The organism is Pseudomonas sp. LS_2 (genome assembly GCF_042709235.1).
Taxonomy (GTDB): Bacteria; Pseudomonadota; Gammaproteobacteria; order Pseudomonadales; family Pseudomonadaceae; genus Aquipseudomonas.
Genome location: NZ_JAVAYC010000001.1, coordinates 203,927 through 219,153 on the forward strand (window position 1 = coordinate 203,927; position 15,227 = coordinate 219,153).

A 15,227-nucleotide genomic window follows, 5' to 3' on the forward strand; every position below is an offset into this window, starting at 1 on the left:
CTCAAGAGGTCCATCTTTGCATGTACTACGGTGAACGCTTCAACGCCTGGACCCACCTGGTGGGCGCGGTACTGGCCTGTATCGGCGCGGTCTGGCTGATCGTCGTCGCAGGCCTGAAAGGCGACCCCTGGAAGATCGTCAGCTTCTCCATCTACGGCTTCACCCTGCTGCTGCTCTACAGCATCTCGACCCTCTACCACAGCACCCGTGGTCGGGCGAAGGTGATCATGCGCAAGCTCGATCACCTGTCCATCTACCTGCTGATTGCTGGCAGCTACACGCCGTTCTGCCTGGTGAGCCTGCGTGGGCCGTGGGGCTGGAGCTTGTTCGGGGTGGTCTGGGGGCTGGCGCTGGTAGGCATGCTGCAAGAGATAAAACCGCGCTCGGAGGCGCGGATCTTATCGATCGTCATCTACGCGGTGATGGGCTGGATCGTGCTGGTGGCAGTCAAGCCCCTGCTGCACAGCCTCGGTAGCGCAGGCTTCGCCTGGCTGGCGGCGGGCGGGGTGTTCTACACCGTCGGCATCATCTTCTTCGCCTTCGACAGCCGCTTCCGTCACTGGCACGGCATCTGGCACCTGTTCGTCATCGCCGGCAGCCTGATGCACTTCGTGGCGGTGTCCTTCTTCGTGCTCTAGAAATCACCCCATAGCTGTTGCGCCACGCTCAGCGCGACGACGGGCGCGGTTTCGGTGCGCAGCACCCGTGGGCCCAGGCGTGCTGCGTCAAAGCCGCTGGCCTTGGCCTGGTCCACTTCCGCATCGCTCAAGCCGCCCTCGGGGCCGATCAGGAAGGCCAGGCGCGCCGGCTTGGCGTGGCGGGTCAGTGGCTCGGCTACCGGATGCAGCACCAGCTTGAGGTCGGCATCGCTGCTCTTGAGCCATTCGGCCAGGGTGACTGGCGGGTGGATCACCGGCACGCTCGAGCGGCCGCACTGTTCGCAAGCGCTGATCGCCACTTGGCGCCAGTGGGCCAGGCGCTTGTCGGCGCGTTCGTCCTTCAGGCGTACTTCGCAGCGTTCGCTGACGATCGGGGTGATTTCGTTCACGCCCAGCTCGGTGGCCTTCTGGATCGCCCAGTCCATGCGCTCGCCGCGGGACAGGCCCTGGCCGAGGTGGATGTGCAGGGGTGACTCGGCCTGGCCGAGCAGGGCCTGGTCGAGGGATACGCGCACGCTCTTCTTGCCGACCTCCAGCAACTGGCCGCGGTACTCCTGGCCGCTGCCGTCGAACAGCTGCACGGCCTCGCCTGCGCTCATGCGCAGGACGCGGCCGATGTAGTGGGCCTGGGCCTCGGGCAGGTCGTGCTCGCCGAGGGAGAGGGGGGCGTCGATGAAGAAGCGGGACAGGCGCATGGTTCAACTCAGGGCAAAGGGTTGACTTGGGCCTTGTAGGAGCGGGCTTGCCCGCGAACACCTGCGCAGCCGGTGCCATACATCGCAGTGCCTGCTCGCAGACAGGCCCGCTTCTACAAGGGGAGGCGTAACGTTCAGGGCCTAGCCTGGGTCACGGAAATCGGGGTGGAAGTTGGCCGGCACGGCCACGTTGACGCTGTTGCGGGTAGCGATATCGATACCTTCGGTGGCCACCTCGGCCAGGAAGTCGATCTGCTCCGGGGTGATCACGTAGGGCGGCAGGAAGTACACCACGCTGCCCAACGGGCGCAGCAAGGCGCCACGGGTCAGGGCGTGCTCGAAGACTTTCAGGCCGCGGCGCTCCTGCCACGGGTAGGCGACCTTGCCGGCCTTGTCCTGGACCATCTCGATGGCCAGGGCCATGCCGGTCTGGCGCACTTCGGCCACGTGCGGGTGGTCGACCAGGTGCGCGGTGGCGCTGGCCATGCGCGCCGACAGCGCCTTGTTGGCTTCGATCACGTTGTCCTGTTCGAAGATATCCAGCGTCGCCAGGGCCGCGGCACAAGCCAGCGGGTTGCCGGTGTAGCTGTGCGAATGAAGAAAGGCGCGCAAGGTCGGGTAGTCGTCGTAGAAGGCCTGGTAGACGTCATCGGTGGTCAGGCAGGCGGCCAGCGGCAGGTAGCCGCCGGTAAGGGCCTTGGACAGGCACAGGAAGTCCGGGCGGATACCGGCCTGCTCACAGGCGAACAGGGTGCCGGTACGGCCGAAGCCTACGGCGATTTCGTCATGGATCAGGTGCACGTTGTAGCGGTCGCAGGCCTCGCGCAGCAGCCTGAGGTACACCGGGTGGTACATGCGCATGCCGCCAGCACCCTGGATCAGCGGCTCGACGATCACGGCGGCAATGCTCGCGTGGTGTTCGGCCAGGGTCTGCTCCATGGCGGCGAACAGGTTGCGCGAGTGCTCTTCCCAGCCCATGCCTTCGGGGCGCAGATAGCAATCCGGGCTGGGCACCTTGAGGGTGTCGAGCAGCAGCGCCTTGTAGGTCTCGGTGAACAGCGGCACGTCGCCCACCGACATCGCCGCTATGGTTTCGCCGTGATAGCTGTTGGTCAGGGTGACGAAGCGCTTCTTCTGCGGCTGGCCCTTGTTCTGCCAGTAGTGAAAGCTCATCTTCAGCGCCACTTCGATGCATGACGAGCCGTTGTCGGCGTAGAACACCCGGTCGAGCCCGGCGGGCGTCATGGCCACCAGGCGCTCGGACAGCTCGATGACCGGCTGGTGACTGAAGCCTGCGAGGATCACATGTTCGAGCTGGTCGACCTGGTCCTTGATGCGCTGGTTGATACGTGGGTTGGCGTGGCCGAACACGTTGACCCACCAGGAGCTGACGGCATCCAGGTAGCGCCTGCCCTCGAAGTCTTCCAGCCACACACCCTCGCCGCGCTTGATCGGAATCAGCGGCAGTTGCTCGTGGTCTTTCATCTGCGTGCAGGGGTGCCAGAGGACCTTGAGGTCGCGCTGCATCCACTGTTGATTGAGGCCCATGGGCAACTTCTCCTGGAGGGTGTGGCAGGTAGGACGGCACAAGCCTAAGCAAAGCCACTTCTGGGGACAACCTTCCCCTCTCTTGTCTGCCCGCGCAAACGCCAAAACTCCAGTCCGGCGAGGCACTTGATGGCGCTGAGCTGGCAGCCCCTGGCGACCTGACGTATTCTTAACGCATCTTCCCTGGGGTATTTCTTCCCCCTTTACTTCCCTTTTCCGGAGTCTGCCGACATGGCTGCTGCTTGGGTGCGCCTGTGCGCGTTGGTATTGATTGGTGTGTCCAGCGGCGCCGCGCTCGCCAAGGACAAGACCCCCACGGCAATCGTGGTCGGCGGTGGAATGGCGGGCCTTACGGCTGCCTATGAGCTACAGGCCAAGGGCTGGCAGGTGACCTTGCTGGAAGCCAAGGCGGGCATGGGCGGGCGCTCGGGCCTTGCCACCAGCGAGTGGATCGGCAACAGCAAGACCCAGCCGGTGCTCACCCAGTATCTGGAGCGTTTCAAGCTCGAGACACTGCCCGCGCCCGAGTTCGTTCGCACCCCCGGCTACCTGATCGATGGCGAGTATTTCAGCGCCACCGACCTTGCCACCAAGCAGCCGGCCACCGCCGAGGCGATCAAGCGCTACGAGAAGACCCTGGACGACCTTGCCCGCTCTATCGACGACCCGCTGAACCCGGCTGCCAACAGCACGCTGTTCGCCCTCGACCAGATCAACGTTTCCACCTGGCTCGACAAACTGCAACTGCCGGCCACCGCTCGGCAATTGGTCAACCAGCAGATCCGCAGCCGCTACGACGAGCCTTCGCGCCTGTCGTTGCTGTATTTCGCCCAGCAGAGTCGCGTATACCGAGGTGTCGGCGACCGCGACCTGCGCGCTGCGCGCCTGCCCGGCGGTAGCCCGGTGCTGGCCCAGGCCTTCGTCAAGCAGCTCAAGACCATCAAGACCAGCTCGCCGGTGTCGGCCATCGTGCAGGACAAGGATGGCGTCACGGTCAAGGTCGGTGCCGTCGGCTACACCGCTGACTACCTGGTACTGGCCGTACCGCTGCGGGCCTTGGCCAAGATCCAGATCACCCCGGGCCTGGACCCGAAACACCTGGCGGCGCTCAAGGGCACCAACTACGGCTGGCGCGACCAACTCATGCTGAAGTTCAAGACCCCGGTATGGGAGAGTCGCGCGCGGATGTCCGGCGAAATCTTCAGTAACACCGGGTTGGGCATGCTGTGGATCGAGCCGGCGCTCAAGGGCGGGGCCAACGTGGTGGTCAACCTGTCTGGCGACAATGCGCGGCTGTTGCAGGCATTCGGCGACAAGCAGATGGTCGACCAGGTGTTGATCCGTCTGCATGCCTTCTACCCACAGGCGCGTGGCGCGTTCACCGGCTATGAGGTGCGCCGCTACAGTACCGACGCCGGTATGGGCGGCGCCTACCTGGCCTATGGCCCGGGGCAGATCAGCAAGTACTGGCGCCTGTGGGAGCGCCCGGTGCAACGTATCGCCTTTGCGGGTGAACACACCGATGCACTGTACCCCGGCACCCTGGAAGGTGCCCTGCGCAGCGGCCAGCGGGCGGCAAGCCAGGTGCAGGACCTGGCGGCCGGCAAGTCGTTCGAACCGGCCAAGGCGGCACCTGTCGCGGCGGCGGCTGCCGGTGCTGCGGCGGCGGGCGCGGTAGCGGCAAAGGACAAGGGCGGGTTCTTCTCCAACATGTTCGGCGGCTCGTCCGACAAGGCCCCAGCCAAGGCGGAGCCGGTGAAGGAGGAGGCGACCAGGCAGGACGACAAGCCAGGTTTCTTCTCGCGCATGTTCGGCGCTGAAGACAATGACGCAGCCAAGGCAGCCGAGCCGGTAGCCAAGACAGAAGCACCGGCACCTGCCGCACCGGCGCCAGCGCCGGCGGTCAAGCAAGAACCAGTCAAGGCAACGCCCGCGAAGGCCGAGACGACCAAGCCAGCCGCAACGCACACGTCGGCGCCGGTCAAGAAGAGCGAGCCGGCCAAGAAACCGGCTAGCAACAACACCCAGGCGAAATCGGGTTAAGGCCTGCGTCTGCCTTTTCGCGGGTAAACCCGTTCCTACTGGTACTGCACAGCCTTTGGGTTCAGTGGAGCACCGGTGGGAGCGGGCTCGCCCGCGAAGCGGGTGCCACACCCTTCAGGCCTTGCCTGGCAAAGGCTTCCCTCTTGTCTATCTTAATGTTTTCTTAATTGCGCTTACGCATACTAAGCTATCGTTTTTTCCGATAATAAGAAGCGGCTTTTTAAGCTTTTATTCGATATTTTAAGCGTTAGTCTCTAGCTCAGCTTTCACGGGGAATTAGGCCACCATGCAATTGCGCAACTCAGCTTCACGCTACGGCTTGATCAGCATGGCCCTACACTGGGGCGTGGCCTTGGCGGTCTTCGGGCTTTTCGCCCTGGGCCTGTGGATGGTCGGCCTCGACTACTACGACCCCTGGCGCAAGTCCGGCCCAGACTTGCACAAGAGCATCGGCCTGGTGCTGATGGGGGTGATGATACTGCGGCTGGTCTGGCGTTTCGTCAGCCCACCACCGCCAGTACCGGCCAACCATGGCGCGCTAACGCGCCTGGCGGCCAAGCTCGGGCACCTGGCGCTTTACCTGGGTCTGTTCGCAGTGATGATCGCCGGTTACCTGATTTCCACCGCCGATGGCGCGGGTATCCCGGTGTTCGGCCTGTTCGAGGTGCCGGCAGTGCTCAGCAACCTGCCCGACCAGGCGGATATCGCCGGGGAGATCCACTTCTACCTGGCGTGGGGGCTGGTGATTTTCGCAGGCCTCCATGCCCTGGCAGCACTCAAGCACCATTTCATCGACCGTGACGCGACCCTCATTCGTATGCTGGGCCGCAAAGCTTGACTCTCAACCTCAATCGCAACGGAAGGAAGTAACGATGTTGAAAAAGACTTTTGCCGCTCTGGCGCTCGGTACCGCACTGTTCAGCGCCGGCCAGGCCATGGCCGCCGACTACAAGATCGACAAGGAAGGCCAGCATGCCTTCGTCGACTGGAAGATCAGCCACCTGGGCTACAGCTTCATCCACGGTACCTTCAAGGATTTCGACGGCAGCTTCACCTGGGACAGCGCCAAGCCTGAAGCCAGCAAAATCAACGTCGACCTGAAAACCGCAAGCCTGTGGTCGAACCACGCCGAGCGCGACAAGCACATCGCCAGCGCCGACTTCCTGGACGTGAAGAAGTACCCGGACGCCAAGTTCGTTTCCACCAGCGTCAAGTCCACCGGTGACAAGACTGCCGACGTGACGGGCGACCTGACCCTGCACGGCGTGACCAAGCCGGTTACCTTCAAGGCGGTGTTCAACGGCGAAGGCAAGGACCCATGGGGCGGTGAGCGCGCGGGCTTCAACGCCAAGACCACGCTGAACCTGAGTGACTTCGGCATCAAGGGCCCAGGCCCGACTTCCCAGACCCTGGACCTGGACATCACCCTCGAAGGCATCAAGCAGAAGTAATCTGGTTGGGCTGCTACTCGGCCCTTCGCGGGCTTGCCCGCGAAGGAGCCGGTAGCGCTCCGGCTTCCAGGAGGCAAACGAAAACGCCGCCCAATCGGGCGGCGTTTTCGTTGTTGCAGGCCTTACGAACCTTTGCGGGTCAGCAGGGCCGGCCGCTCACCGCGCGGGCGGCTCGGCAGGTCGTCCAGTTGCTCGGGTGTCGGGTAACGGTCGAGCTTGGATTCCTTGCGAATGATCACCGGTTGGGGCTGCGAGTCGCGCGTGTTGCGCACTGCCGGCTCCTGGCGGGCGTTGTCGTCACGGCCATTGGCGCGACCGCGGCCTGCGCTGTTGCCTTCGCGACGACCACCGCCATTGTTGCTGGCGCCCTTGCGCGCACGCTTCTCGCCGGAGCCCTGACGCTGGCCACCGCCGTTGCTACGACCTTGACCACCGCCATTGCGCTGGCCTTGGCCCTGACCTTGCGCCTGGCCCTGGCCGCCATTGCCACCTGGGCGACGGTTGCGACCCTGGCCCTTGGCGTTCTGGTAGGGGCTCACGTAGTCGGCGCGGTTGCCGAAGTTGTCCACATCGTCGTCCAGGAACTCTTCCGGGTCGCGATCGGCAGCGGGCTTGGGAGGAATGCTTTGACCCTGGGCGGCCTGCTGCTGGCGTGGCTTGCGCTCACGCTGCTTGTTGGGCTGCTTCTGCTTCTGTTGCGGCTTATCGGCCTTCTCGCCGTCGTTGGGCTTGTCGCCAGCCTGCTGCTTGGCCTTGCCTTTGTCCTTGCCCTTGTCCTTGCGACCGCCACTGCCTTCCTTGCCTTCACCGCGTGCCTGCTGGTTACGGCCGCCACGGCCGTTGTTCTGCTGGCGTTCACGTACTTCAGGCTTCTCGGCTTCCACCTGCGAGGCATCGAAGCCCATCAGGTCACCATCCGGGATCTTCTGGCGGGTAACACGCTCGATGCTCTTGAGCAGCTTTTCTTCATCCGGGGCCACCAGCGAGATGGCCTCGCCCGAGCGGCCGGCACGGCCTGTACGGCCAATGCGGTGAACGTAGTCTTCCTCGACGTTGGGCAGCTCGAAGTTGACCACGTGGGGCAACTGGTCGATGTCCAGGCCGCGGGCGGCGATGTCGGTGGCGACCAGTACGCGCACGCTGTTAGCCTTGAAGTCGGCCAGAGCCTTGGTGCGGGCGTTCTGGCTCTTGTTGCCGTGGATCGCCGCCGCGGTCAGGCCGTGCTTTTCGAGGTACTCGGCCAGGCGGTTGGCGCCGTGCTTGGTGCGAGTGAACACCAGTACCTGTTCCCAGGCGCCCAGGGTGATCAGGTGCGCCAGCAGGGCACGCTTGTGGCTGGCGGCCAGACGGTACACGCGCTGCTCGATACGCTCGACGGTAGTGTTCGGCGGCGTCACCTCGATGCGTTCGGGGTTGTGCAGCAGCTTGTCGGCGAGGTCGGTGATGTCCTTGGAGAAGGTCGCCGAGAACAGCAGGTTCTGGCGCTTGGCCGGCAGCCGCGAAAGAACCTTCTTCACATCGTGGATGAAGCCCATGTCGAGCATGCGGTCGGCTTCGTCCAGTACCAGGATTTCCACCTTGGACAGATCGACGCTGCCTTGGCCGGCGAGGTCCAGCAGACGGCCCGGGCAGGCCACCAGCACATCGACGCCCTTGGCCATGGCCTGGATCTGCGGGTTCATGCCGACACCGCCGAAGATGCAGGCGCTGACGAAGTGCAGGTCACGGGCATAGACCTTGAAGCTGTCGTGCACCTGGGCCGCCAGCTCGCGGGTCGGGGTCAGCACCAGGACACGCGGTTGGCGCGGGCCGTGGCGCTGGGACTTGTCAGGGTGGCCGCCCGGGAACAGGCGCTCGAGGATCGGCAGGGCGAAACCGCCGGTCTTGCCAGTACCTGTCTGGGCGGCGACCATCAGGTCGCGGCCTTGCAACACGGCGGGAATGGCCCGCTGTTGCACCGGGGTAGGCTGGGTATAGCCCGCTGCCTCGATAGCGCGGACAAGTGCCTCGGAGAGACCGAGGGAAGCAAAGGACATGGGCGATCCTGTTCTCGTGGGGGCTGGGCCCTGTGGGATGTTCTGCCTGGCGCGACGGGCATCGGAGGGATGCGATCGCGTCCGGTCCAGCTGGGCTTACACTGCGCATCCGGGAGGCGGCGGGCGGGCACCTGAGGGTGCGTCGCTGCTGATCGAGATGCCTGTTGCGAGGCCGAGCGTCCGGGCGTGAGCCGGGCGGGAAGGCCCGAGTATAACAGAGCTAATGCACTCTGCTGCGATCCTGCTGCTCAACGGCGGTAGGAAATTCGCCAATGCCGTTTTCGTAACGCGCCATGATCGCGGCGAATGCCGGCTCTTTCTTGAATTGTCGCAGGGCTCCGGAGAACGCGACGGCCAGCTGTGCGCGGCCCGGCTTGCGTGCCAAGCCCAGGTATTGCGGCTGGCGGTCGATGACCAGCGGCACTTCCTCGACCTTGTCCGCCAGCCCCAACTGCCGGCTCAGGTAGCGCCCGACACGGCGGTCGGTGACCAGCACATCGACCCGGCCAAGCAGCAGCTTGCCGAAATTGGCTTCATGAGTGGGCGCGGCCTCCCGGCGAAACAGCGGGGAGTCATTGAAACGCTTGCCGTAGAAGTAGCCAGGCGAGGTGCCGACGGTGAGACCTTCGAGGTCTTCCAGCCGGGTGATGGCGTGGGGGCGGGCGGTGGCCTGGAACAGCACGAACTCCACCGTGGACATGGGCTCGTTCGGGAAGACCATGTACGGCTTGCGGGTGTCGATGTCGAAGATGTCCATCACACCATCGGCCAGGCCCTGCTCGACCATCGCCAGGCAGCGTTTCCACGGCATGAACTCCCAGTCCACTTCCACCCCTAGGCGGCGGAACACTTCGGTGGTGACTTCATAGTCGATACCGGCGGGACGGCCATTGTCCTGGTAGAGGTAGGGCGCCCAGTCGTCGCTCACCAGGCGCAAGCGTTCGGCCTGGGCCAATGGGCTCAGGCACACGAGCAACAGCAGGCAGAGGCGACGGATGAAGGTGGGCATGGCGCGAGGGTACGCCGTCTTCAAGATGATGGCCAGTGGCCGGTTCTGTGCGTCGAAGCGGGTTGGCAGGCGAGGGCGGGCCCTCGCCGCACGGGTTCAGCGGGGAAGCTTCAGGTTGTTCCAGATCGCCAGGCTCGGCTCGGCCTGGTTCAGGGTATAGAAGTGCAGGCCTGGCGCGCCGCCTTGCAGCAGGTCGTCGCACATGCGGCTGATCACCTCTTCGCCGAATGCCTGGATGCTGGCGGTGTCGTCGGCATAGGCTTCCAGTTGCTTGCGGATCCAGCGTGGGATCTCGGCGCCGCAGGCGTCGGAGAAGCGCGCCAGCTTGCTGTAGTTGGTGATCGGCATGATGCCGGGCACCACGGGAATGTCCACGCCCAGCTTCTGCACGCGCTCGACGAAGTAGAAGTAGCTGTCGGCGTTGAAGAAGTACTGGGTGATGGCGCTGTCGGCGCCGGCCTTGACCTTGCGCACGAAGTTGGCGATATCGTCCTCGAAATTGCGGGCCTGTGGGTGCATTTCCGGGTACGCAGCGACTTCCAGGTGGAAGTGGTCGCCGCTTTCCTGGCGGATGAACTCGACCAGGTCGTTGGCGTAGCGCAGCTCGCCGCTGGCCATGCCCATGCCGGACGGCAGGTCGCCGCGCAGGGCAACGATACGCTTGATGCCTGCGGCCTTGTATTCGGCGATCAGGCTGCGCAGCTCGTCCTTGGTGTCGCCCACGCACGACAGGTGCGGCGCGGCGGGGACCTTCACTTCGTTTTCCAGTTGCAGCACGGTGTTCAGCGTGCGGTCGCGGGTCGAGCCGCCAGCGCCGTAGGTGCAGGAGAAGAAGTCGGGGTTGTAGGTGGCCAGCTGACGGGCGACGGTCATGAGCTTTTCATGGCCGGCCTCGGTCTTGGTCGGGAAGAACTCGAAGCTGTAGCGGCGTTCTTGGGACATCGTTGGTTCCTCAGCGGTGCGCCTGGGGCGGAGCGCTGCAAGTAAAAGCCAGGGCGGTGTGGGCCGGCCTGGCTTGGACATCGATCAGTCGTGACACCGGGTGGCGCCCGAGCCGCAAGCCCGGGCGCACACCACTTAGTAGCGGTAGCTGTCCGGCTTGAATGGGCCGTCGACGCGAACACCGATGTACTCGGCCTGCTGCGAGGTCAGCTGGGTGACCACGCCGCCGAAGCCGCGGACCATTTCCAGGGCCACTTCTTCGTCGAGCTTCTTGGGCAGTACTTCGACGGTCAGGCGCTCGGTCTTCTTGGCGGCTGGCAGGTCGGCGAACTTCTGCTCGAACAGGAAGATCTGCGCCAGGACCTGGTTGGCGAAGGAGCCGTCCATGATACGGCTTGGGTGGCCGGTGGCGTTGCCCAGGTTCACCAGGCGGCCCTCGGCCAGCAGGATCAGGTAGTCATCGTTGTGCGGGTCGAAGGTGCCGGCGCCGGTGCGGTGGATCTTGTGCACCTGTGGCTTGACCTCTTCCCAGGCCCAGTTCTTGCGCATGAAGGCGGTGTCGATCTCGTTGTCGAAGTGGCCGATGTTGCAGACCACGGCACGCTTCTTCAGGGCCTTGAGCATGTGGGCGTCGCAGACGTTGACGTTACCGGTGGTGGTGACGATCAGGTCGATGCGGCCCAGCAGGTCGGTGTTGATGCCCGCTTCGGTACCGGTGTTGATGCCATCCTTGAACGGCGAAACCACTTCGAAACCGTCCATGCAGGCCTGCATGGCGCAGATCGGGTCGACTTCGGTGATCTTGACGATCATGCCTTCCTGGCGCAGGGACTGGGCCGAGCCCTTGCCCACGTCGCCGTAGCCGATCACCAGGGCCTGCTTGCCCGACAGCAGGTGGTCGGTGCCACGCTTGATGGCGTCGTTCAGGCTGTGACGGCAGCCGTACTTGTTGTCGTTCTTGCTCTTGGTGACCGAGTCGTTGACGTTCACCGCCGGGACTTTCAGGGTGCCGGCCTTGAGCATGTCGAGCAGGCGGTGCACGCCTGTGGTGGTTTCTTCGGTCACGCCGTGGATCTTGTCCAGCATGGCCGGGTATTTCTTGTGCAGGATTTCGGTCAGGTCACCGCCGTCGTCCAGCACCATGTTGGCGTCCCATGGCTGGCCATCCTTGAGGATGGTCTGCTCGATGCACCACTCGTACTCCTGCTCGGTCTCGCCTTTCCAGGCGAAGACCGGGATGCCGGCCGCTGCGATGGCGGCGGCGGCCTGGTCCTGGGTGGAGAAGATGTTGCAGGACGACCAGCGCACTTCGGCGCCCAGGGCGATCAGGGTTTCGATCAGCACGGCGGTCTGGATGGTCATGTGGATGCAGCCGAGGATCTTCGCGCCCTTGAGCGGTTGTTCGGCTTGGTACTTGCGGCGCAGGCCCATCAGTGCCGGCATTTCCGACTCGGCGATGATGATTTCCTTGCGGCCCCAGTCGGCCAGGGAAATGTCCGCGACCTTGAAATCGGCAAAACCTGCGGGCGTGTTTACAGCGCTCATGAGAGCCTCCATTCGTAGTGTGCGAATGGGCGCCGTTGTGCGTTGAGCGTCCGCGTGGCGGACAACGCCCCATCCGAGCCTGACAGGTTGAACCTGCTGCAGCGCCCCTCGGACAGGTGGCGGGATGGCCCCCTCGCCGGGCGACCATGTGAAGCGGCGCAGATTATAGCCGCGCACGTGTGACACACCCAAGACTTTCCGTCGATTAATCGCGACGATAGTCGATGTGCAATGGAGGGCGGCGAGCGGCTCTGCCATCATTACCGCCATCAGCCAAGCCGTTCAGGAGCAGTGATGAACTTCCACACGCGCAAGTGGGTAAAACCCGAAGACCTCAACCCCAACGGCACCCTGTTCGGCGGCAGCCTGCTGCGCTGGATCGACGAGGAGGCGGCGATCTACGCCATCGTCCAGCTGGGCAACCAGCGCGTGGTGACCAAGTACATCTCGGAGATCAACTTCGTCAGCGCCTCGCGCCAGGGCGACATCATCGAGTTGGGCATCACCGCCACCGAATTCGGCCGTACCTCGATCACCCTCAAGTGCGAAGTGCGCAACAAGATTACCCGCAAGGCGATTCTCACCGTGGACAAGATGGTTTTCGTCAACCTCGGCGAGGACGGCCTGCCGGCTCCCCACGGTCGCACCGAGATCAAGTACATCCAGGACCAGTTCCCGGACAGCGCTGTGGAGTAAGCCGCGCACGTGCTGGCCACAGCCCTGGTGCTGGTCGCGGCGCTGCTGCACGCGACCTGGAACACCCTCGTCAAGTTCAGCGGCGAACGCCTGCTGGTGATCGCCAGCATGGACGCCGTCGCTTTGCTTTTCGCCTTGCTGGCGGTGGCGTTCGTCGAGCCGCCGCCGGCTGCCATCTGGCCATGGCTGCTGGCCTCGGCGTCTGCCGAACAGCTTTACCGGATGCTGTTGATTCGAGCTTACCGGGTGGGCGACCTGGGCCTGGTCTATCCTCTGATGCGCGGGCTTTCGCCGCTGGTTGTGCTGGGACTGACCCTGGCGTTCGCCGGTGAAAACCTCAGCCAGCAGCAGGTTATCGGCATCCTCTTGATCCCTTGCGGCATGGCCTGCCTGTTGTGGCAAGGCGGCGGGGGCGAGCGCCTGCCGTGGTCGATGCTGCCGGTAGTGGCGTTGATCGGCCTGTGCATCGGCTGCTACACCTGGTTCGACGGCCAGGCGGTGCGCTTGTGGGGCAAGCCCTGGGACTACCTGGTATGGCTGACCCTGCTCAGCGCCTGGCCGTTTCCGCTATTGGCCAGCGTGGCGCGGCGCGCTCCGTTCGCGTTGTTCTGGCGCACGCAGTGGCGGCTGGGCTTGGCGGTGGGAGTATGCGTGCTGCTGAGCTACGCGCTGGTGCTGTGGGCCATGCACCTGGGGTCGGTGGCAGAAGCGGCGGCCCTGCGAGAGCTGAGTGTGATCCTGGTGGTGCTGCTGGGCATGCGCTATCTCAAAGAACCTTTTGGCGGGCCGAGACTCCTAGCATGCGGGCTGGTCCTGGCAGGCATGCTGGTGATGAAGCTCTGACCCCGATCATTTCCAACAGAGAGGAGCCTTGCCCATGACCGTCGCCCTGTGGTGCATCCTGATTGCCCTGGTACTGCCGCCGCTGTGCGCCGGTGTCGCCAAGATGACCAGCGGCCGTTTCCGCCTGGCGGACAACCACGACCCGCGCGCCTTCCTCGATACCCTCTCGGGCTTGCCGCGCCGTGCCCATGCCGCCCAGCAGAATGGCTACGAAGCGTTCCCGGCGTTCGCCGCCGCGGTGTTGGTTGCCGATATCGTCGGTAATGCCGAGCAGGTGACCCAGGATGTGCTGGCAGTGCTGTATATCACCAGTCGCCTGCTCTACATCATCTGCTACCTGGCCGACCTGGCGCTTCTGCGGTCGTTGGCCTGGATCGTCGGCGTCGGGTTGATCGTGGCGTTCTTCGTGGTTTCTGCCTAAGACCGCGTCGCTTTTTTCGCGGGTAAACCCGCTCCCACAGGTACCCCACTGAATTCAAGGGCAGTGGGGTACCTGTGGGAGCGGGTTTACCCGCGAAGGGCGCACCGCTGATCAAAGCACCTTCGGCACCTCAGGCAGCGGCTGGCCCTTGGGCCAGAGCATCCAGATCTGCCCCTGCTGCTTCATGTTCCCCGCCAACTCACCGGCCTCGGCGCCCGTGCCCCAGAACAGGTCTGCCCGCACCTCGCCGGTGATCGCGCCGCCGGTATCCTGCGCGCCGACCGGGCGTACCACCGGCGAGCCGTCAGGACGCGTGGTCGACAGCCACAGCAGGCTGCCCAATGGAATCACCTTGCGGTCGATGGCGACGCTGTAGCCCGCTGTCAGCGGTACGTTGAGCGAGCCGCGCGGCCCTTCGTTGCTGTCCGGGCGGGTACTGAAAAACACGTAGCTGGGGTTGCTGGCCAGCAGTTCCGGGACCCGCTGCGGGTTGGCCTGGGCCCAGGCGTGGATGCTGCCCATGGTCACTTCTTCTTTCGGCAACTGGCCCTGTTCCACCAGCCAGCGGCCAATCGGCCGGTATGGGTGGCCGTTCTGGTCGGCATAGCCCAGGCGCAGTTGGCGGCCGTTCTCCAGCTGGATGCGCCCAGAACCCTGGATTTGCAGGAACTGCACATCCATCGGGTCGGTCAGCCAGGCCAGTACCGGCGCCTTGATGCCATTGGCGTTGATCTGCTCGGCGGTGTCGTAGGGTTTGAGCACCCGGCCTTCCAGGCGTCCGCGCAGGCGCTTGCCCTTGAGTTCAGGGTACACGCTGGCCAGGTCGACCACGATCATGTCCTCGGGGACGCCGTACACCGGTACATGAGCGGCCTCGGTCCGCTCCAGGCTGCCGCGGTAGACCGGCTCGTAGTAGCCGGTGATCAGGCCGCTGGCGCTGTTCTGCGCCGAGCGCAGGCCGTACACCTGCAGGTTGCTTTCCAGGAAGTTGCGTACTTGCTCGGCGCTGGCATTGGTCGTGCCTGCCGCCTCGCATGTCGGACCCCAGACCGGGTCGCGGGTGAGCTTCTCGCAGCCGGTGCGCCAGGCGTAGAAACCGGCCAGCAGGTCTTCGTCGCTGACGCTTGGCAGGTCTTTCCAGGTGGCGGGTACGTACGTGGCAATGGCGTGGGGCTGGGGCTCGGGCTTGGCTCTGTCGCCGCCATCGCAGCCGGCCAGCAGGGCCAGAGCGGGCAGCGCCCAGGCGAGGTGGCGTAGGGCTCGTTTCATGTGCAGTGTCCTGTTACGGTCGAACGTGAATGTTCGACCCTTGTTTCTGTATGGGTATTGGCCTTTGCCT

The 15,227-nt window shown here is 64.5% G+C and carries 14 protein-coding genes and 1 riboswitch; of the genes, 7 read left to right on the plus strand and 7 right to left on the minus strand.

Annotated elements, in window-relative coordinates:
• The first annotated feature begins 20 nt into the window (after positions 1-20).
• Complete coding sequence (locus tag RAC97_RS00930; RefSeq protein ID WP_375099669.1) at positions 21-638, plus strand: hemolysin III family protein; 618 nt, start codon at positions 21-23, stop codon at positions 636-638.
• On the opposite strand, the gene RAC97_RS00935 is transcribed toward RAC97_RS00930, so the two are convergent.
• Together RAC97_RS00935 and RAC97_RS00940 are read right to left on the minus strand one after the other, a co-directional pair.
• Entirely contained in the window at positions 635-1,354 is a 720-nt protein-coding gene (locus RAC97_RS00935) for a 16S rRNA (uracil(1498)-N(3))-methyltransferase (protein WP_375099668.1), read from the minus strand. The genes RAC97_RS00930 and RAC97_RS00935 overlap by 4 nt on opposite strands.
• 141 nt (positions 1,355-1,495) lie before the next feature.
• On the minus strand, positions 1,496-2,902 hold the full coding sequence (locus RAC97_RS00940) for an adenosylmethionine--8-amino-7-oxononanoate transaminase (protein ID WP_375099667.1): 1,407 nt from the start codon (positions 2,900-2,902) through the stop codon (positions 1,496-1,498).
• A gap of 231 nt (positions 2,903-3,133) precedes the next feature.
• Between RAC97_RS00940 and RAC97_RS00945 the strand changes: the two genes are divergently transcribed.
• The 3 genes from RAC97_RS00945 (at position 3,134) to RAC97_RS00955 (ending at position 6,396) form a co-directional block, all read left to right on the plus strand.
• Entirely contained in the window at positions 3,134-4,945 is a 1,812-nt protein-coding gene (locus RAC97_RS00945; RefSeq protein WP_375099666.1) for a flavin monoamine oxidase family protein, read from the plus strand.
• 286 nt (positions 4,946-5,231) lie between these two features.
• Positions 5,232-5,783 (plus strand): cytochrome b, encoded by a 552-nt coding sequence (locus RAC97_RS00950; protein WP_375099664.1) that lies wholly within the window; start codon positions 5,232-5,234, stop codon positions 5,781-5,783.
• A gap of 34 nt (positions 5,784-5,817) precedes the next feature.
• Positions 5,818-6,396: a YceI family protein gene (locus RAC97_RS00955; RefSeq protein ID WP_375099663.1), complete on the plus strand. Its 579-nt coding sequence runs from the start codon at positions 5,818-5,820 to the stop codon at positions 6,394-6,396.
• 122 nt (positions 6,397-6,518) lie between these two features.
• On the opposite strand, the gene RAC97_RS00960 is transcribed toward RAC97_RS00955, so the two are convergent.
• The 4 genes from RAC97_RS00960 to ahcY form a co-directional block, all read right to left on the minus strand.
• Positions 6,519-8,432 carry a DEAD/DEAH box helicase gene (locus tag RAC97_RS00960; RefSeq protein ID WP_375099662.1) on the minus strand — a complete coding sequence of 638 codons (1,914 nt, stop codon included), beginning with the start codon at positions 8,430-8,432 and terminating at the stop codon, positions 6,519-6,521.
• Between the two features lie 220 nt (positions 8,433-8,652).
• Positions 8,653-9,441, minus strand: coding sequence for a substrate-binding periplasmic protein (locus RAC97_RS00965; protein ID WP_375099661.1), 789 nt, complete (start codon positions 9,439-9,441; stop codon positions 8,653-8,655).
• A 96-nt stretch (positions 9,442-9,537) separates the two neighbouring features.
• A complete protein-coding gene (gene metF / locus RAC97_RS00970) occupies positions 9,538-10,383 on the minus strand; it encodes a methylenetetrahydrofolate reductase [NAD(P)H] (RefSeq protein WP_375099660.1) in 846 nt (281 codons plus the stop codon).
• 135 nt (positions 10,384-10,518) lie between these two features.
• Entirely contained in the window at positions 10,519-11,928 is a 1,410-nt protein-coding gene (gene ahcY, locus RAC97_RS00975; protein ID WP_375099659.1) for an adenosylhomocysteinase, read from the minus strand.
• A gap of 20 nt (positions 11,929-11,948) precedes the next feature.
• Positions 11,949-12,044, minus strand: a riboswitch (S-adenosyl-L-homocysteine riboswitch).
• Positions 12,045-12,222: 178 nt separating this feature from the next.
• Here ahcY and RAC97_RS00980 point away from each other — a divergent pair.
• Genes RAC97_RS00980 through RAC97_RS00990 form a run of 3 tightly spaced genes read left to right on the plus strand, consistent with a single transcriptional unit; the run spans position 12,223 to position 13,888 of the window.
• Positions 12,223-12,624, plus strand: coding sequence for an acyl-CoA thioesterase (locus tag RAC97_RS00980; RefSeq protein WP_009399312.1), 402 nt, complete (start codon positions 12,223-12,225; stop codon positions 12,622-12,624).
• A gap of 9 nt (positions 12,625-12,633) precedes the next feature.
• Positions 12,634-13,467 (plus strand): EamA family transporter, encoded by an 834-nt coding sequence (locus RAC97_RS00985; protein WP_375099658.1) that lies wholly within the window; start codon positions 12,634-12,636, stop codon positions 13,465-13,467.
• Between the two features lie 34 nt (positions 13,468-13,501).
• Positions 13,502-13,888 (plus strand): MAPEG family protein, encoded by a 387-nt coding sequence (locus tag RAC97_RS00990; RefSeq protein WP_375099657.1) that lies wholly within the window; start codon positions 13,502-13,504, stop codon positions 13,886-13,888.
• Positions 13,889-13,999: 111 nt separating this feature from the next.
• On the opposite strand, the gene RAC97_RS00995 is transcribed toward RAC97_RS00990, so the two are convergent.
• A complete protein-coding gene (locus RAC97_RS00995; RefSeq protein ID WP_375099655.1) occupies positions 14,000-15,157 on the minus strand; it encodes a murein transglycosylase A in 1,158 nt (385 codons plus the stop codon).
• Positions 15,158-15,227 lie beyond the last annotated feature (70 nt).

What these genes read in the sequence shown, in the direction of transcription:
- ahcY (WP_375099659.1), bottom strand. Translation starts at nt 11,928, where the DNA reads ATGAGCGCTGTAAACACGCCCGCAGGTTTTGCCGATTTCAAGGTCGCG.
- RAC97_RS00955 (WP_375099663.1), top strand. Translation starts at nt 5,818, where the DNA reads ATGTTGAAAAAGACTTTTGCCGCTCTGGCGCTCGGTACCGCACTGTTC.
- RAC97_RS00935 (WP_375099668.1), bottom strand. Translation starts at nt 1,354, where the DNA reads ATGCGCCTGTCCCGCTTCTTCATCGACGCCCCCCTCTCCCTCGGCGAG.
- RAC97_RS00980 (WP_009399312.1), top strand. Translation starts at nt 12,223, where the DNA reads ATGAACTTCCACACGCGCAAGTGGGTAAAACCCGAAGACCTCAACCCC.
- RAC97_RS00930 (WP_375099669.1), top strand. Translation starts at nt 21, where the DNA reads ATGTACTACGGTGAACGCTTCAACGCCTGGACCCACCTGGTGGGCGCG.
- RAC97_RS00945 (WP_375099666.1), top strand. Translation starts at nt 3,134, where the DNA reads ATGGCTGCTGCTTGGGTGCGCCTGTGCGCGTTGGTATTGATTGGTGTG.
- RAC97_RS00995 (WP_375099655.1), bottom strand. Translation starts at nt 15,157, where the DNA reads ATGAAACGAGCCCTACGCCACCTCGCCTGGGCGCTGCCCGCTCTGGCC.
- RAC97_RS00950 (WP_375099664.1), top strand. Translation starts at nt 5,232, where the DNA reads ATGCAATTGCGCAACTCAGCTTCACGCTACGGCTTGATCAGCATGGCC.
- RAC97_RS00960 (WP_375099662.1), bottom strand. Translation starts at nt 8,432, where the DNA reads ATGTCCTTTGCTTCCCTCGGTCTCTCCGAGGCACTTGTCCGCGCTATC.
- metF (WP_375099660.1), bottom strand. Translation starts at nt 10,383, where the DNA reads ATGTCCCAAGAACGCCGCTACAGCTTCGAGTTCTTCCCGACCAAGACC.
- RAC97_RS00990 (WP_375099657.1), top strand. Translation starts at nt 13,502, where the DNA reads ATGACCGTCGCCCTGTGGTGCATCCTGATTGCCCTGGTACTGCCGCCG.
- RAC97_RS00965 (WP_375099661.1), bottom strand. Translation starts at nt 9,441, where the DNA reads ATGCCCACCTTCATCCGTCGCCTCTGCCTGCTGTTGCTCGTGTGCCTG.
- RAC97_RS00940 (WP_375099667.1), bottom strand. Translation starts at nt 2,902, where the DNA reads ATGGGCCTCAATCAACAGTGGATGCAGCGCGACCTCAAGGTCCTCTGG.